Consider the following 23,543-nt stretch of genomic DNA (forward strand, 5'->3'; position numbering starts at 1 on the left):
CATTATAAGTGAAAACAGCTGCTGGATGTGGAAGTTAAGGTTACAAAGCTGTTAATTTTTTAGGTGGGGTGATTCTTATGAAAAGTAAACTTCAATTGTTGAAAGACATCGCGGAGTTCCTGAACGAAGAAACAGATAGGCCAGCAATGGTCGAAGGGGCATTGAAGATGCTGATCGATCACTCGGAATTTGATACGGGATGGATATTCTTCATAAATGAAGCGGGCCAACATGAACTCACAACGCATTACCGTCTCCCGTCCGCCCTTAAAAATAATGACCATCATTATTTATGTGAAGGAAAATGTTGGTGTGTCAATAAATATAACAGGAAGGAACTTAAGACGGCAACGAATATTTTTGTATGTTCAAGGCTGGAGCAAGCCCGCAATGAGTACCCCAATGAGAATAACGGCATCACCCATCATGCCACTGTTCCACTCATTTCTGGAGACGAATCCTTCGGTCTGTTGAACGTGGCAAGTCCTTATCGCGAAAAGTTCGCCAAGGACGAGCTTGACCTTCTGGAGTCGGTGGCGTTTCAGATAGGTTCCACTTTAAAGCGTATAGAACTGACGACGCGTGAGCAGGAGAATATGCTCATAAAAGAGCGGCAACGTCTCGCCAGGGATCTGCATGATTCCGTCAATCAGATGTTGTTTTCGATAGGCATCACTTCGCACGCTGCAAAATCATTGAATGATGCGGACAAGGCGAATGTGGCTTTTGATTCAATAGAGCGGACTTCGAAACATGCGATGAAGGAAATGAAAGCCTTAATCTGGCAACTGAAGCCGATAGGGCTCGAGAACGGCATCATCGATGCTGTCGAAAAGTACGCAGGGCTGCTTGGCCTTGAAGTTGAGATTGGTATGGAGGGCTTCTATGATGTGCCGGACCATGTGGAAGTCGCCCTATATAGAGTCATCCAGGAAAGTTTGAATAATATACGCAAGCATTCGGGTGCTGAACATGCGATAATCAGGATGGCGGCGAAAGGTGATATCTTCTCCGTAATCATCGAAGACCAAGGCAGTGGGTTTGAATTTGAAGAAAATCATCGGTCGAGCTATGGCCTGTCGAACATGACTGAACGGATCCATAAGCTCAATGGAAATATAAATATCGATACCGGTAAGGGGAGGGGGACCCGCATCATGGTCACCATCCCCATGAAGGAGTGAAGCATATGTACAATATCATATTGGTCGATGACCATCATATAGTAAGGGAAGGCATGAAGTTCCTGCTGTCGACTACAGAAGATATTCGGGTGGTCGAAGATTTTGGTACAGGCAGGGAACTGCTTGAATATCTGAAAAGCGCCAAAGATATAGATTTGATCCTTTTGGATCTTGTCATGCCCGAGATGGATGGTATAGAAGTCACACGTGCAATCAAGGCATATCATCCTGAAATTAAAGTGCTGGTGCTCTCCAGCTATACTACCGAAGAGTATGTGAGGCCTGTCTTTTCAGCACATGCTGATGGATATATCATAAAGGAAATGGAAGCAGAGGAACTCATTGCCTCGATCAAAAGTGTAATCCAAGGGGAGAAGGTCATCCATCCGGATATACTTAAAGTAATAGATAGGGAAGGGCATATGCCCCATGAAAAAAATGCGTTGTCTGCACGTGAAATTGAAGTGTTGAAAGAGATTGTCAGGGGCAAATCAAATCGCGAGATTGGCGAAGCGTTGTACGTCAGCGAAAAGACGGTCAAGACGCATGTCAGCCATATCCTTAACAAGCTTGAAGTCTCAGATCGTACACAGGCTGTAATATATGCCATCAAGTACAATATAATCAAACTGTAGGGTATTTTGGAAATCGTTTTCAATTATTGTTTACAAATGTTTACACCGGACAGTATAATTGATAAAGAGATTTCAAATTTGGGGGGCATAATATGAAAGTAGGAAATAAACTTACTATACAGATTGTAGTTGCATTGATACTTGGCATCATCATCGGCTCGATACTGAGCCCGATGTATGACAGCCAACAATGGGTGCAATGGATCGACCAGTACATATTCAATATCCTCGGTCAGCTTTTCCTTAATATGATCTTCATGATGGTCGTGCCGATAGTCTTCATTTCCATCGTGCTTGGCGTCGTAAGTGTAGGCGACCCTAAACTACTCGGAGGTTATGGTCTTAAGACACTGCTGTTCTATCTGGCGACAACTGCCATTGCAATCACCATCGCAATGGTCGTTGCGAACATACTGGACCCGGGCGAAGGACAGTCAGCGCTACTGGGTTCTGACGAAGTCGCTGAGTATCGCGAGACTGAGCTCGAAGGGGGAAGCACGGGGGAAGCACTGCAGCAAGGATTTGACCAGACTGTCATCAATCTGATTCCAACAAACGTCGTGGAGGCGATGGGAACACAAAACATGCTCCAGATCATCGCATTTGCGATTTTCATTGGAATTGCGATGATTGCGAAAAAGGATAAGGCGGCGGGACTCATCAGGTTGTTTGAAGAAGCAAATGAAGTAGTGATGTGGATTGTACTCGCTATCATGAAATATTTTGCAGCCATTGGTGCGTTCGGGCTGGTTGCAACGGCTTTTGTCCAGGCAGGATTCGGAGCGATACAGCAACTCGGCATGTATTTCGTCTGTGTGCTTTTGGCTCTCTTCATCCATATGATCCTGGTTTACGGTGCTGCAGTGAAATTTTTGGCGAAGAAAAGTTTCATCTGGTTCATTAAAGGGTTTGCTCCCGCAATGGGTGTGGCGTTCAGTACATCTTCGTCCAGCGCAGTGCTGCCGATTTCACTGAAGTCCGCCCAGGAGAACCTTGGTGTGCGTAAGAGCATATCCAGCTTCGTACAGCCGCTCGGGGCCACGATCAATATGGACGGGACGGCGATCATGCAAGGTGTCGCAACGGTATTCATCGCCCAGCTTTCAGGGATCGACCTGACAATCATGCAGATGGTTACAGTCGTCTTGATTGCGACGGTGGCGAGCATTGGTACAGCAGGGGTGCCGGGCGTCGGACTCGTCATGTTGGCAATGGTGCTGACTGCAATCGGACTCGATCCTGCAGCGATTGGCATCATCATCGGTATAGACCGGTTGCTTGATATGACGCGGACAATGGTCAATGTTACAGGTGACGCTGCCATATCCCTCATCATCAACGAACAGGAAAACCGTAAAGAAGGGGCAGCTCGACAGGAAACATGATGGTTAGTGACAATTAAATGACGGGCATATATTGAACTTTTGGTGAAATTCAATATATGCCCTTTTAATTTACATCAAAATATACTATTATATTAAAAGTGTATTATTATAGTAAGTGGTTTTTATAATAACCGAAATGAGTGAAAGGAAGAAAAGAATGGATAAACAGACTTTTACGGAGTTACTCCAGTCCAAGTTCAAAATGGTAAGGACCGAAGCGGGCTATACTCAGGACTCCATGAGTCAGACGATCGGCCTATCCAAAAAGACGCTTGTACAGATAGAAAAAGAACGAATCCTTCCTAACTGGACGACATGCATTTCGCTTTGTGCCCTGTTTAGGGACAGTGATGTCCTAACCAACAGTTTCGGCGGTGACCCTCTGGAGTTGGCACAGCTGATCTCAAGAGGCCATTGTGTCTACCCGAACTATGAAGGGGAAGCGGTCTATTGGGATGACCTGGAAAGAAAGAACGGCTATCGCCTGCAATATAATAAAAGTAATAAAATCTATCGGGTACTGAGCCCGATGAACCGCCCGCTCCATGCATCATATATCGAAAGGGAGATCAGAACGTACTTCAACAGACAATCTGATCTGCAACCTGTCTAAGGCACCTCAGGGTGCCTTTTCTCATTTATACATGACGGTAACAGGAAGGGGTGTTTTTCATGAATGATGGGATCCAGATCATCCTGATGATGGTCATCGGGGCTCTGATAGGCGGATTGACCAATATGCTTGCGATAAGGATGCTGTTCAGGCCCTATGAACCTAAATACATCTTCGGTAGGCAGCTGCCATTCACACCAGGGGTAATCCCGCGCCGCAGGGAAGAAGCATCACTCAAGATGGGTGAGATCATTACCCAACATCTGCTGACGCCGGATGCTTTCATCAGCAAAATCGACAGCGATGAGACGAGACGCTTCATCATGCTGTTCATAGATCGGCAGATAGAAACGATGGAATCGGAGAATTTAAGCCTTCGCTATTTCATGGAACGGATCCATGAAGGCTTGTCAGAGAAAGTGATGAGGAGCTTCAACGATGCCCTTGATGAAAAAGTGGCTGAAGAAGGCAGTAAGTTATATGGCCGGAGCATCGAGTCGTTGATTCCTAAAGATGCGCTCGCCACACTCGATTTAAAGGTGGATGGGCTCCAACCCCAATTGACAAGCAAAATTTCAGCCTACATCAATTCACAGAAAGGGTATGACGATCTGTATACGATGGCTGACGAGTTCGTCCAGAACAGAGGGAGGCTCGCACGCTCCCTGAAATATATAATGACGACGGACTCCATCGTGCGCAATATCCAAAAGGAATTGAACAAGCTGATACATGACCCCAAATTGACCGATATAGAGCTGAGGATCATCAATGAAGAATATGAACGCCTTAAAAAGACCCGATTGGATGAAATCGTCACAGAAGGTGATCGGGATGCTCTGATTGACAGTATTGGGGAGACCTTGAAAAGACGGATTGATATAGACGGCATACTGGATTATCCGATTAAGGACTTCAATCCCGAGATGTTCAACACCTTCAAGGAAACCGGCAAATACAAATTGGGTAGCAACATCATTGAATATCTGAAAGCGAATACCGGAAGGATTGTCGAGAAGCTCCATTTGGCCCACGTCATAAAAAATCAGATTGATAGCTTTGAATTGAGTCATATCGAAAAGCTTGTCATGGAAATATCTGATAAAGAGTTCCGTATGATAACATTGCTTGGCTTTTTCCTCGGTGGCATGATCGGAATCATACAAGGGCTGATTGTTGTATTTTTATAAGTGCCGATTTTATGTTACAGTATAGTTATCTTTATTAAAGGGAGTTTTTTATCAATGGCAGTCAACGTATACGATCAGGCAAATGCATTGGAAGGTGCATTGCGCAAATCAGATGAATTCAAGACTATGAAAGAGTACTATGAAAAGGTAAATGCTAATCCAGAGTCGAAGACACTCTTCGATGAGTTCAGGGAAGTACAGATGAACCTGCAGCAAAAACAGATGCAAGGTGAGGAAATCCAGGAAGAAGATGTCCAAAAAGCACAGAAATCCGCTGAAGATATCGAGAAGGACGAAAACATCAAAGCCCTTATGGAAGCAGAACAGAAGATGAGTGAACTCATCCAAGATCTGAACCGTGTCATCATGAAGCCGATTGAAGAACTATACGGTGTAAATAACGAAAACTAATTACTAAGAGGTCTGTTGAGGGCCTCTTTTCTTTTGGTTTTTGGTATACTGTAGATATAATGAGCAGAAAAGTCAGGTGAGGAATATTGGTTAAATTTATACATTGTGCAGACCTGCATCTGGACAGTCCATTCAAGTCCCGATCGAAAATGATTCCAGGAATCTTTGACGTGCTTACAGAGAGTACTTATATCAGTGTCAAAAGGATGATCGACTACGCGATTCAGGAGAAAGTCGACTTCCTTGTCATCGCAGGCGACATGTTCGATGCAGCGAACCGTACACTGAAATCCGAGGTATTCATGAGACGCCAATTTGAACGTTTGAAAGAATCCGGAATATTCGTCTATATCATCCACGGCAACCATGACCCTTTGACAGATGGCTTCAAAACGGAATGGCCAGACAATGTTACGGTATTCGGTGAAAATGTAGAAACATATGAGATGGTGAGCTCACACGGAGACCGTATCTTCCTCCACGGTTTCAGTTATTTCCTGGATGATACATATGAAAACAGGCTGGAGGAATACCCAGTCAATACAATGAACGAAGGCATACATATCGGTTTGCTGCATGGCACCTATTCCCACAGCCAATCCAGCCAAAAACGATACACGGAATTCAATCTACAGATGTTGAATGAAAAGCTGTATCATTATTGGGCGCTTGGCCATATCCATCAGCGTGAAGAATTGAGTGATCTGCCACCTGTGCATTACTCGGGCAACATACAAGGCCGCCATAAGAACGAGTATGGCGAAAAAGGCTTCCTTGTGGTGGAGGGGGATGATGTATATCTTTCGACACGCTTCATTCCTGTACAGGAAATCATTTTTGCCGAGTATGAACTCGAAGTGGCAAAACTCAGCAAACAGTCCCTGTACCAGGCAATTGCAGAGTTCAAAAATCGCTTAAGGGATAAGGGAAAACATATCATCCAGCTGACCATCACCTATGACGGAGATGAGGAATTGACGGGCGCCGATCTGACCGAAGTAATCGAATTGCTGAAGGAAGACGAGAGGGATCTAAAGGAATTCGTCTGGATTGATGACCTTAAGGTGAGGTATCTGCACCAAGACAACATCGCATTGATCAACGACATTAAAGCAAGTCATTCTTCCGATGAAGAACTGTTCAAAGAAGCGGTCAACGCGCTCTACATGGATCCGAGGGTGAACAGGTATCTGGATCCTGTCCAGGATATCGATCCGGAAGCGCTGCTTGAAGAGGGCGAAGAACGGCTTAGAATGCTGATGAGGAAGTAGTGAATATATGAAAATTATTGGACTCGATATATATGGCTATGGAAAAATAACAGAAACAAAATTTGATACCAATAAGCACTTTGTTCAACTCTTTGGCGAGAACGAAGCCGGCAAGTCAACGATGCAGTCGTTCATCCATTCCATCCTATTCGGCTTCCCGACCCGTAAGGAACAGGAGCCGAGAAGAGAACCGCGCATGCACAATCTCTATGGCGGAAAGATCACAGTCGAATTTCCTGATGAGCCGGGTGCTGTAGAGATTGAACGCATAAAAGGAAAGGTCCAGGGTGACGTGAAAGTTTATTTTGAAGACGGGACTGTGCGCGGTGAGGAATGGCTCATCAAAAAATTGAATTTCATCGATAAAAGGACATACCGTTCAATCTTTTCCTTCGATGTGCTCGGACTGCAGGACATCCACAAGAATATGACTGAAGACAAGCTACAGGAATACCTGCTTCGTGCAGGCGCACTCGGCTCCCATGAATATGATGAGATGCTTAGTGCAATCGATGCCGAACTTGGCACAATCTATAAGAAAAATGGTTCAAAGCCGGAATTGAATAAGGAAATTGCTGAGATGTCCGAACTCAATGATAAAATCCGGGCACTTGAGCAGGTGGAGGAGCGGTACGATACCCTAACCAAAGAAAGAGTGAAGAGTGAAGAGGCATTGAACTTCACCAAAGATGGTCTGAATCAGCTAGAGTCGATAAGAAAGCAGAAAATGAAAGAAGTCGTCTACCATAAAGACATCAAGGAATGGAAAAATCTCGAGAGTCAAGTGAACATTGAACCGATCAATTTCCCAGAGAAGGGGATCGAGCGATACGAGAAGATGAAGCATCAACTCCAACAGGCTGAGCAGGACATTGCCTTGCGTACAGAAAAACTAAAAGCGTTGGAAGCAGAGTTGGCAGCGATCAATAAGCCTGAAGGTGAAACAATCACCCATCTGGAAGGCATATTGAAGAAAGAGCCTGAAATCAAACAGAAGCGAATGGAGCACAAGCGCCTCGCTTCAGAAATAGCAAGCAACGAGGAAGCCATCGGCCTGCTTATGAGGGATATAGGCTGGAGTGAGGAACATCATGAGGTGGATGATTCCAACATCGTGAAGGACTCTGTCCAGTCGCTCCTTTCAAAATTGGATGAAGTGGCTCTGGAGGAACAGTTTCTGGTGCGTGAATTCGATCAGGTAAAGTCCGACGTCAGCCACTACGATAAGGAATTGGCACAGTTGGAAGCGGAACAGATCAGTGAAACGCGCATCAGAAAAAAGCAGGAACTGGTGGATAAGGAATTTGAACTGAAGGAAAAAGAAAAGATGTTCAGTCTGATCGAAAAAGACTATGAACGGGAAAAACGTAAACGCAATAGATCGAGCAGGATGCAGCAGATGCTCATCATTGGGGTCGGTATCATTGCCTTGTTGGTTGGCATCTTTTATCTTGCCGGCTCAGAATGGGTGATAGGGAGTGCATCGGCCGTGGCCGGCGCACTGATATTGCTGCTCCTTACCTTGAATAGGGAAAAACCGGATGAATCGCTGAAGGAAGATTATCAAAAAGAAGTCGCGGAACTTCAGGAAGCGATTGAAACCATCAACAGGAACCACGATATGGAATTTGAGCTCAGTACGGCAAGAGAACTCAAAATGGATCTTAAAGAGCTTAAGGCGAAGCGCATCTCGACCCATGTCCGTCTTGAAGAACTGAAAGAAACTTTATCGAACAAAGAAGCACTGCATGATTCATTGAACACTGATTTGTCGAAGATGAAAGCAGATCTGAAGATAGATATGGACATGGAAAATAAATCAATGCCTGATGCCATCCACACGATCAGGGGGATAAAACAAAAGAGGAACCAGATCAACAGGTATCAAGTCGAGATGGATAATCTCACGCGAGAACTTCAGGAATTCAAAAGCAGCGTCAAGGAGGATCTGATGCATTACGGAATCCACTATGACGACGCGAGTGTATTCCATGATGTAAAGAATGCGGTATCCGGTATGTATAAGGATGAAGCTGACTATACTCGATTGAATGAGCAGATCACCCTTTTGCAGAATGAGAATAAGGTACTTCAGGATAGCGTAAAAGAAGCACAGCATGAGATCAACTCTTTACTTGACCAGGTTTTGGCAGAAGATGAAGAGACTTATTATTACTATGCGAGAAAAGACGACGAACATAGACGGAATGTCCGCCGTTATAATGAATTGGATGAGAAGTTGGGTGAAGAGCATTTCGATTATGATGCACGGAATGCCCTGGCCGATATCCTGATGTCTGAGCTGCGTGAGGAAGAAGAAGACATCGCCGAACAGATCGAAGCACTCAATGATAAGGTTCATGTGGAACAAAAGACACTAGCTGAACTGAACTCGGAAATCGCGATGATGGAGAGCGACGGCAAGTTAAGTGAACTTCATCACCTATATGAGATGAAAAAATCATATATCCAGAATATATCGAGAGACTACATGTCATTGAACTACATCCGCATTCTGATTGAAGCGCACATCCGAAAGATTAAAGATGAACGTCTGCCTGTCGTCATCGAAGAGGCACGGACTATTTTCCAGAAGATAACAAATGGACGTTATATCAACATCATCTATGATGATGACGGAGTGAAGGTCAAGCATGATAACGGTCAGCTCTTCCATCCACTTGAACTGTCACAGTCTACAAAAGAAATGCTCTATATCAGTTTGAGGTTGAGTCTGATCAAGGCGTTGAAAGGGTATTATAGGTTGCCTCTCATCATCGATGATGCCTTTGTGCATTTTGACAAGGAGAGGAAAAAGATCATCATGGATTATTTGAGGAATGAAGTGCAAGATCAGGTGCTGTACTTTACATGTAACCTCGATAACTCAATTCCTGCGTCCCAAACCATTAAACTTAAAGAGAAAGTCAAATGAGGTGAGTGCACATGAATAATATATCGAAACTGAAGGCTGGAGATTCGGTCGACACTTTTTATCTTATAAAAAGGAGCCAGCAAGGCGTCACATCACAAGGTAAACCTTATATGACCCTGTTCCTGCAGGATCGTACGGGAGATATTGAAGCCAAGCTATGGACCGTTTCAAAAGAAGATATGGAAGTCCTGAAGCCGGAGACACTGATCAAGGTGAAAGGGGATGTCATTGATTACCGCAACAAGAAGCAGATGAAGATCGCTGCCTTCCGATTAGCTACAGAAGAAGATGGGTTGAATCCTAAAGACTTCGTCGAGAAAGCGCCGATCGATGAAAACACCTTGTACGAAAGCATCATGGATTATGTCATCAAGATTGAAAATGGCAGTCTGCAAAGGATTGTCAGACAGATGCTGAAGAAATACGGCAAGAAATTTTTGAGTTATCCGGCTGCAATGAGCAACCACCATGATTTCGTCTCGGGGCTTGCCTACCATGTCCACTATATGCTGAGGACAGCGGAAGCATTGTGTGACATCTATCCGTCACTGAATAGAAGTCTGCTTTACAGCAGCATCATCCTTCATGATATAGGAAAGGTCAAGGAGCTGTCAGGTCCTGTCGGGACAACCTATACGACAGAAGGAAATCTGATAGGGCATATCGTGATAGCAAGTGAAGAAATCTCCAAAGTGGCAGCTGAACTCAATATAGAGGGAGAGGAAGTCCTGCTGCTTAAACATATGATTTTGAGTCATCACGGTAAACTTGAATATGGTTCGCCTAAACAGCCAATGTTGAAAGAAGCGGAAATCCTCCATTTCATCGACAACATAGATGCGCGTATGATGATGATGGATAAGCATATAGGCAAGGCGGAGAAAGGCCAGTTCACAGATCGGATCTTCCCCCTTGAAAGCCGCTTCTTCTACCGCCCGGAACATCTGGAATAAAAACTACCTGGACGCCAAGCGTCCAGGTAGTTTTTTATTCTTCGGATTCCTCAGTCGGTTCTTCTACAGAAGTGTCATCACCTGGTTTTTCAACTGGTTCTTCTGATTCTGGGTTCAGGTAAGTATCCTCGATATATGTTTTGATCTCTTCATTTTTGAACTCTACATTATATTCTTTGAGCAGTTCTTTGTAATACTCAAGGACTTTATCCGGGTTTTCTTGAATCTTCTCGTTGATCAGCTGACCTTTTATGGAATCGAGTTCTTCATCTATATCTTTTTCTTCATGACGTTTGATGATGTGGTACCCGTATTCAGATTCGACAACATCCGAAATCTCACCTTTGTCGAGTTCGAACAGGGCATCTTCAAAACCTTCAACCATCTGTCCCCGTTGGACGTAGCCGAGTTCGCCGCTGTTTTGGGCACTGCCGGTATCAGAAGATTCTTCTTTGGCCACTTCTCCAAAGTCTTTGCCATCTTTTATCTCTTTAAGCAGTTTCTCAGCCTTCTTTTTACCTTCTTCATCACTTAGGGCGTCCTCTCCATCTCCAGTCTCTATCAATATATGAGAGGCTTTGCGGACGGATTTTTTTGCTTCTTCATCAGTGATATCGAATTTTTCACTGAAGAACTTATCGTGGAAGGCATTATTGATCCGTTGTTTTTTGTATTTCTCGACGGTCATGCCCGGTTGCTGCTGCTGAAGCAGCATGGCAAATTGGTCTTCCCCGCCCATGCCTTCTATCTCTTCATTGATCTGTGATTCAATTTCCTCTGTGTCGATCTCATCAGCATATTTCTCTTTAAGTATTGTATCCAACGTCAGTTGGAATGTCTGGTTGGCTATACTGTCTGTTCCCAACTGGTTAAGTATGTCGTCTGTAGTTACGTCACCTGCATCACTTGTGGCAAGGACGTCACCATATTCTGTTTCACTGGATGAGCTGTTTTCACTGCTGTCGTCTGAGCATCCGGCCAGGCCGATGAGACCAAGTCCGAGCACCATGGGCGCTATTATCTTCTTCATTGCACAAATCTCCTTTGATAGTGGATACAGGTGCTAATATATCATAATAAAGCGACGGGGCACAATTGTAGTCCCCGCCGCTTCACCAGATTGATTTTATTTGTCGCTGTTAAAGGTGTCCTGGATTTCTTCGACACGATTTTGTATATTACCCACATCTTTTTTGATATGTTCAATATTTGGATTGATATCCGCCTGGAAGTTGCTGATCATTGTTTTGACTTCGTCTCCAAGCGTTTCAAACACTTCCTGTGATTCGCGTTTAGTCTGGAGGAAAGAGGATTTCACTTCATTCGCTTCCATTTTAAGCTGATTCATCTGCGTCTTCATATTTCCAGATCCGGATTTAAGGGAAGATTGCAGTTCAGCTCCCGACTTCGGGGCATTCAAAACAGCAATGAGTGTACCGCCCGCTACGCCGACAGCGAAGCCTGCCGCTAGATTTCTGAATTTCATACAGTGTCACGTCCTTTTTTGTTTATAAAACATTACCCTCATGTTCTCGGGTTCATGCATTCAATTGTTCACGGATTGAGCGGGCGATTTCTTTTTTCTCTTCATCAGAGTGCAAGTTCTCATCAGACTGCCATTCATATCCGAACCCATCATATTCTGCCTTGTAGCGTGGGATGAGGTGGAAGTGTAGATGGAAGACGGATTGGGAAGCGTAGGAGCCGTTATTCTGGATGACATTCAGGCCATCGGGATTGAAAGTACTCTTCAACGCATTCGCCATCTTCGTGACGACCTTCATGATGTGCGCGCCGGTTTCTTCATCGAGATCATAAATGTTTTCAATCGGTTTGCGGGGTATGACCAGCGTGTGCCCCTTGGATAGGGGGAAGGCGTCCATGAAGGCGATGCATGTTTCATCTTCATATAGGATGTTTGCTGGAATTTCACCGTCTGCAATCTGTTCAAAAATGGTTTTACTCATTCATTGTACCTCCATTGTTCTCTTGTGATATATTTACTTAGTATCAGTATACAAATAATAACCTACATTTAAAAGGAAGTTGAATATGGTACTTCAAATAGATCGCTTGACCGGCGGCTACTCCAAAGTCCCGGTTATACATGATATTTCGTTTAATATCGATAAAGGTGAAATAATAGGTCTGATCGGATTGAACGGTGCAGGGAAAAGTACGACTATCAAGCATATATTGGGTCTGTTAAGACCACACTCCGGAGAGATCAGGGTAGGGGGTGTGACTGCTGATGAAGATATCGAGGCGTACCGCAGACAACTGGCCTACATTCCGGAGTCACCGGTCCTCTACGAAGAGCTCACCTTGAAAGAACACATCAATATGACGGCCATGGCTTACGGGATAGATGAAACAACTGCGATGCAGCGTGCAGATAAGCTGCTTAAGATCTTCAGGCTGGAAACAAAAATAGATATGTTCCCGACCCATTTCTCCAAAGGAATGAAGCAAAAAGTCATGCTGATTTGTGCCTTCTTATCCCATCCTGAACTGTTCATCATTGACGAACCGTTCCTTGGACTCGATCCACTTGGCATAGAATCACTTATACAATTGATGGTGGAGGAAAAGGAGCAGGGGCGGTCGATACTGATGAGCACCCATATCCTTGCCACTGCAGAACGTTACTGCGATCGATTTGCTATCATCGACGAGGGACGTTTGACTGCAATCGGTACACTGCCGGAGCTGCGGGAGGAATGGCGTATGCCAGGGGCAACCCTTGATGAGGTCTACCTCAGAATAACAGGGGGAGAAGTCTACGATGCCTGATCAACTGTTCAGAACGCGGATGAATGAGGATGTTGCAAGGCGCAGCCATTACGGTAAGTTCATATTCAACAGTCATTTCCTCATATTCCTGTCGATATCAATCGGATTCTTCCTGTATTCCTTATTATCGCTCGTCCAGACATTAACCCCATCCTTCTGGCTGGATGTCATCATCTCCCTTGTACTTGGCATCACATTGCTGCCGTCCTACCGCACTTTATTCAAGCAGGCGGATGGCATATTCCTGTTGGCATACGAAGCGCGGCTAAAAGACTACCTCAGAGCGGTGGATCGCTACTCCTTGACGCTCGGGCTTTGGAAGCCGGTTGCAGGGGGTGTTGTTGCGCTGATTCTGATGACGGTAGGACACCCGGCCATTGAAATGATCATTGCACTGCTCGCCTCAGTTTTCTTCTACGTGATGAATTTCATGATCAGAAAGGAAATCATCAATTCAGAATGGCCGATGCTCCCCGCATCAGTCGGGTTGATCGTCTTGACCATCCTCTCGCTTATCCTGATTCTTACAGAGCCCATCCTGATCGTGTTGCCGCTCATCGTCTACGCGTCTCTCCTACTTTTTGCCAAAAGGCACAGCCATACAAGTATGGATTGGCGAAAACTGATCGGTTACGAGGAGGAACAGTTGAATAGGTATTACCAGACGGTCTCATTGTTTACGAATGTCAGTCATATAGATAAGCAGTTCAAGCGTAGAAGATACTTGGACCCACTGCTCTGGAAACCAAAAGAAGCTTCCTTCAACAAAGAAAAGATGTATGAATACCTTTTCTACCGGACGTTTGCCCGAGACCACGACTTGCCTATGATCGTCTTGAGATTAATGGTTCTGTTTGGTGTCGTCATGGTTTGGATCGCCAACTTGTATCTATCTGTAGTCATCGCACTTTTCGGTATATACATTATTGTTCTGCAGATGTCTCAAATCTATACGGCGCAGGCCTACCTGCTTTGGCCGAAAGTATGGCCGGTAGACCGGTCTTATATTCAAAAGAGTTATGTAGCCTATTCGCATAAACTGGTGTTTATGATAGCGCTCGTCTTCAGCGTCCTTTTCATATCGATCCACCCGGGATATTTCTATTTGGGAATACTGCTCCCGCTGTGGGGGTTCATCATTAACCGCAGCCTGAGCCGGGCGGTCTACAGAAAAGAAAAAGAACTAAGCGACTGAGTGACTCAGTCGCTTAGAAGTCGTCCTCTTCATTTTCTTCGTTGTCTTTCAGTGGGAGATAGAATTTGGAGGAAATCGACTTATGGAAAAGGGATTCCTCCGTTCTGAATTTTGCCAGGGCATCGGTGCTCAAGTATTCTGAGTAACCCTCTGTGTCCTTGAAGTCATAATAGGTTGATGACTGGGCCCAGCCGACCATCACTATGAATTCATCCTCGCCAAGTGCTTCCCCGATGCGATAGAACTGTACGCCACGTGTACCGTCAAGCACTTCCGAAAGCCTTGACAAGTGGCCGTATACTGGCCCTTTGCTGTCTCCGGGCACAGGAATGAAATGGATTGAAACCGGAGAATATTCATCAAGGTCGTTGGTCGAATGGCTCAAATTATATGAATGTCTTGAACTGAACATGCTTTCCTTCTCTTCGGATTCATAATATAGGAGGGCGTCTTTGCCGATTGCTGCAATATGGAGCCCTTCATTATTTTTTTTCAGATCGTTCATATAGGATATTGTTCCTGTCGTCAGATGTAAGTTCATCTATTTCACCTCGTTGTTAGTCTTACTACAGTTATACCTTAAACACCAACGCCTTAAACCTAGTTCAAATGAATCGAATTTTTGACATTATGCCACTTATTTCAATTAGCCTGCTCCAATATGTTAAAATGTTGGGTGGATATATATATAAATTGGAGGAAAATGATGTGTTCAACGATACAATATTGAAAGCAGCAAGGGGAGAGAAGACAAATCATACCCCTGTATGGTTTATGCGTCAGGTGGGGAGGAGTCAGCCTGAGTACAACAAGGTGAAAGAAAAGTACTCATTGCTTGAAATCACAAGACAACCTGAGCTGACAGCTTATCTGACAGGCACACCAGTAGAAAACTATAATGTCGATGCGGCAGTACTGTATAAGGACATCGTATCACCGCTGGCCCCGATGGGCATCGATGTCGACATCAAACCTGGTGTCGGCCCAGTCATTTCGAATCCAATCAGAGATATAAAAGATGTAGAAAAACTTGGAGAGCTGGATCCTTATAAAGACCTTGACTACATCTACAAGACAATTAAAATATTGACTGAAGAAAAACTCCAAGTACCGCTTATCGGCTTCTGTGGCGCACCGTTTACTGTAGCAAGCTATATGATTGAAGGGGGACCGACCAAAAATTACCATAAGACGAAGACAATGATGTATAATCAACCAGAAACGTGGTTTAAGCTGATGGACAAGTTGACTGAAATGAGCATCCGCTATCTTGGTGCCCAAGTGGATTCCGGAGCGAAACTTATACAGATCTTCGACTCATGGGGCGGGGCGTTAAGCAAAGAAGACTACGCCTACTACCTATCCCCTTCGATGGACAAGATCATCAGAGCCGTCCAGGAAAAGGGTGTACCTATAATCGTCTTTGGAATCGGGGCCTCCCATCTTATTCCTGAATGGAATAAACTCAGCATGGATGTGATGGGTCTCGACTGGAGGACATCAATCAACGAAGCAAGAGAAATGGGAGTCAAGAAAGCTCTGCAAGGCAACCTAGACCCAGCGTTGTTGCTTGCAGATTGGAGCGTCATCGAAGCGCGGGCGAAAGACATCCTGGACCAAGGTAATAATGAAGGGCATATATTCAACTTAGGACACGGGGTGTTCCCAGAAGTTGAGCCTGACACATTGAAACGCCTTACGGCTTTCGTACATGAATACAGTAAAGGAAAGTGATAGTGATGAAAGAGAAAAAAGGATTGCTTGTCATGGCGTATGGTACGCCTTATAAAGAAGAAGATATTGAACCCTATTACACGCATATAAGGCGTGGCAGAAAACCTTCTGAAGAAGCGCTCCAAGATTTGAAGGACCGCTACGAAGCGATCGGTGGCATTTCACCGCTCGCTGATACGACAAGAAGGCAGGCAGAAGCGTTGGCAAAGAAACTCAACGCTTCGCAAGATGCAGTGGAATATGAATTGTTCATTGGACTCAAACACATCGACCCATTCATCGAGGATGCGGTTGAAGCGATGCATGACCATGGCATCAAAGAAGCTGTTTCAGTCGTACTAGCCCCTCATTACTCGAACTTTTCAGTGGGCTCCTACAATAAGCGTGCACATGAAGAGGCAGAGAAGTATGGCATTTCGATCAAATCGGTGGAATCCTATTATGAACAGGAACCGTTCATTGATTTTTGGACAGCAGCAGTGAAGTCATCACTTGCCGAAATTCCTGAATCTGAACTCGACGATACAGCAGTCATCGTCAGCGCACATAGTCTGCCTGAGAAGATTAAAGAGCATAACGATCCGTACCCGGATCAGCTTGCTGAAACGGCAAAATTGATCCAGGATAGTGCGAATCTGAAGAATGTGCATATAGGTTGGCAGTCAGAAGGAAATACTCCGGAGCCATGGCTTGGACCAGACGTCCAGGATTTGACGCGTGACTTGCATGGGGAATACGGCTACAAGCATTTTGTCTATCTGCCGGTCGGCTTCGTCTGCGAGCACCTTGAAGTGCTGTTTGACAATGACGTCGAGTGCAAAGTGGTATGTGATGAAGTCGGCGCGGGCTATCATAGGCCAACGATGCCGAACACTGACGAGCGCTATATCCAGGCGATGATCAACGAAATAAACAGATTGCAGTAAAGGCGGATTAACTTGAAGAAAATTGCAGTTATCGGCGCTGGGATAACAGGTTTATCAGCAGCGTACTATCTCTCGAAGCTGGGAGATGTCGAAGTGGACGTGTACGAAAAGAGCGACCGCGCAGGCGGTAAGATCAACACATACCGAAAAGATGGATACGCAATTGAACTTGGTCCCGAATCCTACCTAGCCAGAAAGGAGAGCATGACGGATTTGGCCAAGGAAATCGGTCTCGGCGACGATTTGGTGCGAAATGCGACAGGAATATCCTATATTTACGTGAACAACAAGCTGTCGTCCCTTCCAAAGGGTTCAGTCCTCGGGATGCCGACGGAGTTTGTGCCATTTATGACTACCGATCTTTTATCAACAGGCGCTAAGTTGCGTGCCGGTGTTGATTTCCTTAAGAAGCCAACCCCCGTATATACAGACATCTCTGTCGGCCGCTTCTTCAGGGGACGGCTGGGTGATGAGGTTCTGGAAAACATCATTGAACCGCTGTTGTCTGGCATCTACAGTACAAAAATAGATGAACTCAGCCTACTGTCGACCTTCCCGCATTTCAAGGAACTCGAAGAACAGCACGGTAGCCTAATCAAAGGGGTCTATCATCAAAAGAATCAAAAATCCAGAGATGCCAAAACCCCTACCGGTAAAAAACAGGGGCAGTTCCTACAGTTCAAGCATGGTCTCCAGTCCTTCATAGATCGACTGAAAGAGACCACTGAGCAACAAGGTGCCTCGATGCATTTCGGGTACGATGTCAGTGCCATCAAAAAACATGGCAAACGCTACCGCCTGACCGCAAACGAACGTACAAAAGAGTATGACAACATCATCGTGACGACGCCACACTTCCAATACAAGAGATGGTTCAACGACCTCCCGCTTGAATATTTCAAGCATATGGAAGCTACAAGCGTTGCCACAGTGGTCATGGCCTTTGATGAAGATCAGGTCAAGAACGATATAGATGGTACAGGTTTCGTCGTCAGCCGCAAGATGGATACGACCATTACAGCATGTACATGGACCAGCAAGAAGTGGACACATTCTGCACCGGAAGGGAAAGCACTTCTACGCGCTTATGTCGGCCGTCCAGGCGACCCGATCGCAAAAGAGAAGGATGATGATGAAATCATCCGCCTGGCAAGGAAGGACCTTGACGACATCATGACGATCAACGGTGAGCCTGAACTATCCATCGTAACCCGTCTGAAAAACTCCATGCCGCAGTATAAAGTCGGCCATAAGGAGATGATTGCCGGAATCAAGGATTATATGGCGCAACAATACCCGGGCATCATTCTGACAGGCGCTTCGCATAATGGAGTGGGCCTGCCGGATTGTGTGGATCAGGCCATAGAAGCAGTAGAATCAATTACAGAATAAATGTAAAAAAATGCCCTGGATGTTATTATGATAATATCAGGGCATTTTTAATAAGGAGGCAACAGCTTAATGAAATTCATTTCGAATAATGACATCAAAGATCCAATGATCAATCTTGCTATGGAAGAATACGTATTGCGTGAAATCCCTACAGATGATTCCTACTTCCTATTCTATGTAAACCAGCCTTCCATCATCATCGGCAAAAACCAGAACACAATCGAGGAGATAAACGAACCCTATATACGTGAAAATGATATAAAGGTTGTACGGCGTGTTTCAGGTGGGGGGGCCGTCTATCATGATGAGGGCAACTTGAACTTCAGCTTCATAACAGAAGACGATGGTGAGAGTTTCCACAATTTCAGAAAGTTTACCCAGCCGATTGTTGATGTATTGCAGGATATGGGCGTCAATGCAAAGTTGTCTGGACGCAATGATCTTGAAATCGACGGTAAAAAAGTATCCGGAAATGCAATGTTTACGCAAAAAGGCCGGATGTTCTCGCATGGCACACTGATGCTGGACAGTGATATCTCAGAAGTTCAGAATGCGCTCCGGGTGAATAAGAAGAAGATTGAATCCAAAGGGGTCAAATCGGTAAAAGGACGTGTTGGCAACATCAACGATTTTATGGAAGAGAATCTCGATATAGAAACATTTAAACAGAAAATACTGGAATCCATATTCGGTGGCAGAGAAAAAATCGAGGAATATGTGCTGACTGAAGAGGATTGGGACAAAATCTACAAATTATCTGAAGAAAAGTATCAGACTTGGGATTGGAATTTTGGTAAAAACCCCAAATATAACTTTGATGTGTCCCATAAGTTTGATGCAGGCCTGTTGGACGTTAGGCTTAATGTCAAAAAGGGTAGGATAGAGCACGCAAAAATATTCGGTGACTTTTTCGGCGTAGGAGAAGTGAGTGTCATTGAAGAGCGACTCGTCGGTACCGAGCATAACCGTGAAGCCATCGACAAAGCACTGGCAGATGTCGATATTAGTTTTTACCTCGGCAGAATCACCAGAGAAGAATTTCTCGACCTGATTGCATAAAAATAAGCTGACTGTTAACCATATGTATACTCTATTGGTTAGCAGTCAGCTTTTTTTATATTGTTTACTCTTTAGCAGCATCTTCATTATCCATTTCCTTTAACTTTGATGTGTATGTCATAAACTTCTCTTCGTCCTTTTCTATAAGCGATGCTTCAATCTTTTCAAGGTATAGCTTGCGATTGTAGTCGTCAATCGCTTCTTGGAGAAGAAGTTCGGCAGAAAGGTCGTTTATGGTGTTGATGAAGACTCTCAACTGGTTTGCCGGATATACTTGCTTGTTCATCTCTACATCCCCCTTCATCATTTGGTTGTTACAAATTATATAACACGAAATGCCATAGGTCAAACAACATTTCGAATATTCCGTTAATTTAATGATGTAAAATTACATTAAAGCAATATATTTAACATTATGTTATATTATAGTTAACAAATATAAACGTGTATGCTATCATCTAATTAACATAAAATAAAGGGGAGCATGCGATGAAGAGACTTCATTACCAGATACACGAGGAAACGATGTATATCGTTCCGGTCGACAATGACGGTATGATTGAAAGTCGGATTGGGGAAGCCTACGGAGAAGGGATCGAATGCAGACTCAATCCAAATAAAGTGATAGAGAGAAATTGCCGAAGCCATTCGCAGAACTACCATGCGAGAAAAGATTTAAGCAAGACATTGACCGGCATTTCCAGCAAAGTACCGGTCATCATCGACCTGTTCGGATCCTACATATATTTCTGCACACATTCCGACCGGATCAGTGAAAATAACTGGTTCAACATCAACCATATCCAATCCTATATGAATGATGAGGGCATGACACGGGTACTATTCTCAAATAATGAAGAGCGGATAATAGACATCTCATATACATCCTTCAACAACCAATACTTGAACGCCTTGAAGCTGCATTATAAATTCAATCAGCAGAAAGAGAAGTATCAGAAGAAAGAAATGAGTATGCAGTTCCAATATCCTACGATGGGACGGGGGGAAGCGGCACGGGTGAATGAGACAATCTATCATTCCTATATAAGTTACATAAATGGGTTGGAAGTTAAGCGGGAAGTGTAATAAGAATATAAAACATGTGCTCAAACGGTTGAAATACTGTGTGAAGTTGTTATAATTGTAAATGTTCGATTGAAATGACAGCATTCCACAGTAGCTCAGTGGTAGAGCTATCGGCTGTTAACCGATCGGTCGTAGGTTCGAATCCTACCTGTGGAGCCATGGAGATGTACTCAAGTGGCTGAAGAGGCGCCCCTGCTAAGGGTGTAGGTCGGTATTCCCGGCGCGAGGGTTCAAATCCCTCCATCTCCGTTATTTATCCCATAACCCCCGTGGTTATGGGATTTCTTTTTGTCGTGACCCCTCTTTGACCCCTTAATGACCACGGATGTTCCTTTATAGACCTGAAATAGCATCTTTTTCAGTGCTTGGATAGAGGTGTCCATATACTTTTTCTATCGTTATTGATGAAGAGTGTCCCAGCCGTTTGGCCAAAGTTTCTCTATCCAATCTTAGTCTGTTGATGCAATCTGAAATATATAAATGTATGAATTCATGTATTTTAATTTTTTAAGAATCTTCTTCTCCACCAGTACATTATACTTTTCCTCCACTATCGTTTCGCCAACGAATTGGTATAAGGCGCTGAAGATGACATAATCATCTTTATATGGTTAGTTTCTCTGATATCACCTTTTATCCTCCTGCAACACTTCAATCATATATCCTGAAATGTACATTTCCCACTTGGAGGTTTTAGTCTTCAGCTTGTGCACTTGGCCATTGTAGTTTGTCCTGTCTATATTGACAGACTCTTTGTGAAATTTTATACTCATCCAGGTCAAAGCCCGTTGTTTTTCCCTGTTTTATACCCCTTATTTTTAGAACATAAGTTCGTTTAAAATAATAAAAAATGACTGACCACTCATGAGTCCAGTGGTCAGCTGGTTATTAAATATTAAAATTCGATTCTGTACTTCTGCTCTTCACTCACTACTTCGTATGTTTCTTCATCCATGATTGCAGGGACAATGACATCTATCCACTCAATTTCTTCTCCTGCTCTTTCATCCATTGTATATGGCACGGTACCAGTGGATGAAACAGCTCCTTGCATATCTGCCTAGATGCCATCCGAAAGAAAGAATTCTGGCTGTAGTTGTTGCCCAGTGCTCGTTACAATCTCAGCCTGATCGATATAAAAAGCCCGGGGGGATTCAGTAGTATTTTCTATGGTATATTCAATCACAAGATTGTCTATTTTCTCTCCTGCTTCGTAAGTATCCAAAAACATTGCTAAGTCTTCATTGACTTCAACTCTATTAATTTGAGACATATTTACTGTCATATTTACATTCTCTAACTGAGTAGTCTCGCCAACTTCTACTTCTTTAATTGTTTCAACACCGCTTTCTGTCACTTCTTCAATTTCTTCTTCCGCTTGATCTGCAGTGTTTTCTTCTTCGGTACTTTCTTCAGATACTGCTGCATTATCTGTTGTTTCCTCTTCAGTCACTTCCTCTGTTGCTTCTTCAGTAGTTTCCTCTTCCGTGCTCTCGGTATTTCCTGATTCTTCTCCACTACAGGCGCCAAGCAATAGAGCAGCAGCAAATCCACCAGACATTAAATATTTTTTCAAGATAATCCTCCTCATATACTCAATACCATTTATGTATGATATTGGAACTATTGTTTATAAATAATAGGGCTAAGCCCTAGTTACTTAATATCTTTTCTTTTTTTATATCGCCGATTGTAAAATTAAGCTAGACACATAAAACGGTCACACATGATACACTCAAAATGGTTTTCCGACAAAAGAAATCATAGGAGTGATCATGCATGACCGACACCCATATTACCACGGATGAATTAGTATTCATAGAAGCCTATTTCCATCACGGAACTACCGTGGCTCAGATTGCGAAACGGCTCGGGCGTGCCCGGCAGACTATCCACAATGTCATCACGCATTTCAAGGCCGGTCACACTGCGTTGGACTATTACCAGCGTTATAAAGAAAATAAGAAGCGATGTGGTAGAAAACGTACAGTGCTGCCTGAGGACCAGCAGTCACATGTGATGGAAAAGGTAACGCAGGGCTGGACACCGGATGTCATTGTCGGCCGGCAGGAGATGCCAATTGACTGCTCGGGTCGCACGCTGTATCGGATGTTCAAACGGGAAACCTTTGATGCGGCCAAGCTGCCAATGCAGGGCAAGCGAAAACCGAATGGCCATCAGGAACACCGGGGCAGACAAGCCTTCAGGCGTAATATCTCTGAAAGAGTGGATGACTATCCCACTTTTAATGAAGCGTTCGGCCACCTCGAAGGCGACACCATTGTCGGTGTCCGTCACAAGAGTGGGGTCATCACGCTGGTCGAGCGCCTGTCAAAAGCCATCATCACCCTGAAACCCGAAGGCCGGACGGCGCAGGATATCGAGGTTGCCATCAATACATGGTGTCAACAGATGCCTAGAAACCTATTCAAATCCATCACCTTCGATTGTGGCAAAGAGTTCTCAAACTGGCAGTCGATGAGCAATCGAAATGATCTATCCATCTACTTTGCCGATCCGGGCACACCATCACAGCGGGGGTTAAACGAACATTCCAACGGCTTGCTCAGAAGGGACGGCCTGCCTAAAGATATGGATTTCAATACGGTCGACCCAGCTTTTATCTCATCGATTGCCGCCAGAAGGAACCATATCCCAAGAAAATCATTGAACTATCGTACACCATTGGAAGTCTTTTTGGGTTACATGGGTGAGAAAGAACTGTCTAGCTTATTTTGACAAACGAAATATATTGAAAATTCCGGTTGATCGTTCAACATC

23 protein-coding genes and 2 tRNA genes are annotated in these 23,543 nt (G+C 44.3%); 19 read left to right on the plus strand and 6 right to left on the minus strand.

What is annotated here, in order from left to right; genetic code table 11:
- Positions 1-77 precede the first annotated feature (77 nt).
- The 9 genes from ACZ5LF_RS04115 to yhaM all read left to right on the plus strand — a co-directional run bounded on the left by ACZ5LF_RS04115 (position 78) and on the right by yhaM (position 10,577).
- Positions 78-1,184 (plus strand): GAF domain-containing sensor histidine kinase, encoded by a 1,107-nt coding sequence (locus ACZ5LF_RS04115; RefSeq protein WP_380570642.1) that lies wholly within the window; start codon positions 78-80, stop codon positions 1,182-1,184.
- A gap of 5 nt (positions 1,185-1,189) precedes the next feature.
- Positions 1,190-1,819, plus strand: a complete 630-nt coding sequence (locus ACZ5LF_RS04120; protein WP_380570641.1) for a response regulator — start codon at positions 1,190-1,192, stop codon at positions 1,817-1,819.
- A 92-nt stretch (positions 1,820-1,911) separates the two neighbouring features.
- Positions 1,912-3,204: a dicarboxylate/amino acid:cation symporter gene (locus ACZ5LF_RS04125; RefSeq protein ID WP_380570640.1), complete on the plus strand. Its 1,293-nt coding sequence runs from the start codon at positions 1,912-1,914 to the stop codon at positions 3,202-3,204.
- A gap of 157 nt (positions 3,205-3,361) precedes the next feature.
- Positions 3,362-3,817: an XRE family transcriptional regulator XdrA gene (gene xdrA, locus ACZ5LF_RS04130; protein WP_344702208.1), complete on the plus strand. Its 456-nt coding sequence runs from the start codon at positions 3,362-3,364 to the stop codon at positions 3,815-3,817.
- Between the two features lie 59 nt (positions 3,818-3,876).
- A complete protein-coding gene (locus ACZ5LF_RS04135; protein ID WP_380570639.1) occupies positions 3,877-5,007 on the plus strand; it encodes a DUF445 domain-containing protein in 1,131 nt (376 codons plus the stop codon).
- Between the two features lie 54 nt (positions 5,008-5,061).
- Entirely contained in the window at positions 5,062-5,418 is a 357-nt protein-coding gene (locus ACZ5LF_RS04140; RefSeq protein WP_380570637.1) for a YlbF/YmcA family competence regulator, read from the plus strand.
- An 86-nt stretch (positions 5,419-5,504) separates the two neighbouring features.
- Positions 5,505-6,689: a metallophosphoesterase family protein gene (locus ACZ5LF_RS04145; RefSeq protein WP_380570636.1), complete on the plus strand. Its 1,185-nt coding sequence runs from the start codon at positions 5,505-5,507 to the stop codon at positions 6,687-6,689.
- 7 nt (positions 6,690-6,696) lie between these two features.
- Positions 6,697-9,624 carry an ATP-binding protein gene (locus tag ACZ5LF_RS04150; RefSeq protein WP_380570635.1) on the plus strand — a complete coding sequence of 976 codons (2,928 nt, stop codon included), beginning with the start codon at positions 6,697-6,699 and terminating at the stop codon, positions 9,622-9,624.
- Positions 9,625-9,635: 11 nt separating this feature from the next.
- The gene (gene yhaM, locus ACZ5LF_RS04155) at positions 9,636-10,577 is read left to right on the plus strand and encodes a 3'-5' exoribonuclease YhaM (protein ID WP_380570634.1); all 942 of its coding nucleotides are present in this window, start codon (positions 9,636-9,638) and stop codon (positions 10,575-10,577) included.
- Between the two features lie 34 nt (positions 10,578-10,611).
- Here the strand turns inward: yhaM and ACZ5LF_RS04160 are convergent, their stop codons facing one another.
- The 3 genes from ACZ5LF_RS04160 to ACZ5LF_RS04170 all read right to left on the minus strand — a co-directional run bounded on the left by ACZ5LF_RS04160 (position 10,612) and on the right by ACZ5LF_RS04170 (position 12,544).
- Entirely contained in the window at positions 10,612-11,607 is a 996-nt protein-coding gene (locus ACZ5LF_RS04160; RefSeq protein WP_380570633.1) for a peptidylprolyl isomerase, read from the minus strand.
- 96 nt (positions 11,608-11,703) lie between these two features.
- Positions 11,704-12,063: a YtxH domain-containing protein gene (locus tag ACZ5LF_RS04165; RefSeq protein ID WP_380570632.1), complete on the minus strand. Its 360-nt coding sequence runs from the start codon at positions 12,061-12,063 to the stop codon at positions 11,704-11,706.
- A gap of 52 nt (positions 12,064-12,115) precedes the next feature.
- Positions 12,116-12,544 carry an HIT family protein gene (locus ACZ5LF_RS04170; RefSeq protein WP_380570631.1) on the minus strand — a complete coding sequence of 143 codons (429 nt, stop codon included), beginning with the start codon at positions 12,542-12,544 and terminating at the stop codon, positions 12,116-12,118.
- Between the two features lie 85 nt (positions 12,545-12,629).
- Between ACZ5LF_RS04170 and ACZ5LF_RS04175 the strand changes: the two genes are divergently transcribed.
- Together ACZ5LF_RS04175 and ACZ5LF_RS04180 are read left to right on the plus strand one after the other, a co-directional pair.
- Positions 12,630-13,370: an ABC transporter ATP-binding protein gene (locus ACZ5LF_RS04175; protein WP_380570630.1), complete on the plus strand. Its 741-nt coding sequence runs from the start codon at positions 12,630-12,632 to the stop codon at positions 13,368-13,370.
- The gene (locus ACZ5LF_RS04180; protein WP_380570629.1) at positions 13,363-14,565 is read left to right on the plus strand and encodes an ABC transporter permease; all 1,203 of its coding nucleotides are present in this window, start codon (positions 13,363-13,365) and stop codon (positions 14,563-14,565) included. Before ACZ5LF_RS04175 ends, ACZ5LF_RS04180 begins: the two co-directional genes overlap by 8 nt.
- A 13-nt stretch (positions 14,566-14,578) precedes the next feature.
- Here the strand turns inward: ACZ5LF_RS04180 and ACZ5LF_RS04185 are convergent, their stop codons facing one another.
- The gene (locus ACZ5LF_RS04185) at positions 14,579-15,106 is read right to left on the minus strand and encodes a hypothetical protein (RefSeq protein ID WP_380570628.1); all 528 of its coding nucleotides are present in this window, start codon (positions 15,104-15,106) and stop codon (positions 14,579-14,581) included.
- Positions 15,107-15,234: 128 nt separating this feature from the next.
- Here ACZ5LF_RS04185 and hemE point away from each other — a divergent pair, with 128 nt between their 5' ends.
- The 4 genes from hemE (at position 15,235) to ACZ5LF_RS04205 (ending at position 19,676) form a co-directional block, all read left to right on the plus strand.
- Positions 15,235-16,299, plus strand: a complete 1,065-nt coding sequence (gene hemE, locus ACZ5LF_RS04190; protein ID WP_380570659.1) for a uroporphyrinogen decarboxylase — start codon at positions 15,235-15,237, stop codon at positions 16,297-16,299.
- Positions 16,300-16,304: 5 nt separating this feature from the next.
- On the plus strand, positions 16,305-17,225 hold the full coding sequence (gene hemH, locus ACZ5LF_RS04195) for a ferrochelatase (RefSeq protein ID WP_380570627.1): 921 nt from the start codon (positions 16,305-16,307) through the stop codon (positions 17,223-17,225).
- 12 nt (positions 17,226-17,237) lie between these two features.
- A complete protein-coding gene (gene hemY / locus ACZ5LF_RS04200; RefSeq protein ID WP_380570626.1) occupies positions 17,238-18,617 on the plus strand; it encodes a protoporphyrinogen oxidase in 1,380 nt (459 codons plus the stop codon).
- Positions 18,618-18,686: 69 nt separating this feature from the next.
- Complete coding sequence (locus ACZ5LF_RS04205) at positions 18,687-19,676, plus strand: lipoate--protein ligase (protein ID WP_380570625.1); 990 nt, start codon at positions 18,687-18,689, stop codon at positions 19,674-19,676.
- A gap of 64 nt (positions 19,677-19,740) precedes the next feature.
- Here ACZ5LF_RS04205 and ACZ5LF_RS04210 read toward each other — a convergent pair whose 3' ends face one another.
- Entirely contained in the window at positions 19,741-19,962 is a 222-nt protein-coding gene (locus ACZ5LF_RS04210) for an IDEAL domain-containing protein (RefSeq protein ID WP_380570624.1), read from the minus strand.
- Between the two features lie 203 nt (positions 19,963-20,165).
- Between ACZ5LF_RS04210 and ACZ5LF_RS04215 the strand changes: the two genes are divergently transcribed.
- The 3 genes from ACZ5LF_RS04215 (at position 20,166) to ACZ5LF_RS04225 (ending at position 21,011) form a co-directional block, all read left to right on the plus strand.
- Positions 20,166-20,762 (plus strand): competence protein ComK, encoded by a 597-nt coding sequence (locus tag ACZ5LF_RS04215; protein WP_380570623.1) that lies wholly within the window; start codon positions 20,166-20,168, stop codon positions 20,760-20,762.
- An 84-nt stretch (positions 20,763-20,846) separates the two neighbouring features.
- Positions 20,847-20,921 (plus strand) — tRNA-Asn (locus ACZ5LF_RS04220).
- Position 20,922: 1 nt separating this feature from the next.
- A tRNA-Ser gene (locus tag ACZ5LF_RS04225) sits at positions 20,923-21,011 on the plus strand.
- An 811-nt stretch (positions 21,012-21,822) separates the two neighbouring features.
- Here the strand turns inward: ACZ5LF_RS04225 and ACZ5LF_RS04230 are convergent.
- Entirely contained in the window at positions 21,823-22,338 is a 516-nt protein-coding gene (locus ACZ5LF_RS04230) for a hypothetical protein (RefSeq protein ID WP_380570621.1), read from the minus strand.
- 203 nt (positions 22,339-22,541) lie between these two features.
- Between ACZ5LF_RS04230 and ACZ5LF_RS04235 the strand changes: the two genes are divergently transcribed.
- Complete coding sequence (locus tag ACZ5LF_RS04235) at positions 22,542-23,501, plus strand: IS30 family transposase (protein WP_380570620.1); 960 nt, start codon at positions 22,542-22,544, stop codon at positions 23,499-23,501.
- The last annotated feature ends 42 nt before the right edge of the window (positions 23,502-23,543 follow it).

The sequence above is a fragment of the Salinicoccus siamensis genome, assembly GCF_055391965.1.

Coding starts and splice junctions, on each gene's coding strand:
- ACZ5LF_RS04120 (WP_380570641.1), top strand. CDS start 1,190: ATGTACAATATCATATTGGTCGATGACCATCATATAGTAAGGGAAGGC.
- ACZ5LF_RS04150 (WP_380570635.1), top strand. CDS start 6,697: ATGAAAATTATTGGACTCGATATATATGGCTATGGAAAAATAACAGAA.
- ACZ5LF_RS04175 (WP_380570630.1), top strand. CDS start 12,630: ATGGTACTTCAAATAGATCGCTTGACCGGCGGCTACTCCAAAGTCCCG.
- ACZ5LF_RS04140 (WP_380570637.1), top strand. CDS start 5,062: ATGGCAGTCAACGTATACGATCAGGCAAATGCATTGGAAGGTGCATTG.
- hemE (WP_380570659.1), top strand. CDS start 15,235: ATGTTGGGTGGATATATATATAAATTGGAGGAAAATGATGTGTTCAAC.
- ACZ5LF_RS04180 (WP_380570629.1), top strand. CDS start 13,363: ATGCCTGATCAACTGTTCAGAACGCGGATGAATGAGGATGTTGCAAGG.
- ACZ5LF_RS04205 (WP_380570625.1), top strand. CDS start 18,687: ATGAAATTCATTTCGAATAATGACATCAAAGATCCAATGATCAATCTT.
- ACZ5LF_RS04125 (WP_380570640.1), top strand. CDS start 1,912: ATGAAAGTAGGAAATAAACTTACTATACAGATTGTAGTTGCATTGATA.
- ACZ5LF_RS04215 (WP_380570623.1), top strand. CDS start 20,166: ATGAAGAGACTTCATTACCAGATACACGAGGAAACGATGTATATCGTT.
- ACZ5LF_RS04235 (WP_380570620.1), top strand. CDS start 22,542: ATGACCGACACCCATATTACCACGGATGAATTAGTATTCATAGAAGCC.
- xdrA (WP_344702208.1), top strand. CDS start 3,362: ATGGATAAACAGACTTTTACGGAGTTACTCCAGTCCAAGTTCAAAATG.
- ACZ5LF_RS04160 (WP_380570633.1), bottom strand. CDS start 11,607: ATGAAGAAGATAATAGCGCCCATGGTGCTCGGACTTGGTCTCATCGGC.
- ACZ5LF_RS04115 (WP_380570642.1), top strand. CDS start 78: ATGAAAAGTAAACTTCAATTGTTGAAAGACATCGCGGAGTTCCTGAAC.
- ACZ5LF_RS04185 (WP_380570628.1), bottom strand. CDS start 15,106: ATGAACTTACATCTGACGACAGGAACAATATCCTATATGAACGATCTG.
- ACZ5LF_RS04135 (WP_380570639.1), top strand. CDS start 3,877: ATGAATGATGGGATCCAGATCATCCTGATGATGGTCATCGGGGCTCTG.
- yhaM (WP_380570634.1), top strand. CDS start 9,636: ATGAATAATATATCGAAACTGAAGGCTGGAGATTCGGTCGACACTTTT.
- ACZ5LF_RS04210 (WP_380570624.1), bottom strand. CDS start 19,962: ATGAACAAGCAAGTATATCCGGCAAACCAGTTGAGAGTCTTCATCAAC.
- hemH (WP_380570627.1), top strand. CDS start 16,305: ATGAAAGAGAAAAAAGGATTGCTTGTCATGGCGTATGGTACGCCTTAT.
- ACZ5LF_RS04170 (WP_380570631.1), bottom strand. CDS start 12,544: ATGAGTAAAACCATTTTTGAACAGATTGCAGACGGTGAAATTCCAGCA.
- ACZ5LF_RS04165 (WP_380570632.1), bottom strand. CDS start 12,063: ATGAAATTCAGAAATCTAGCGGCAGGCTTCGCTGTCGGCGTAGCGGGC.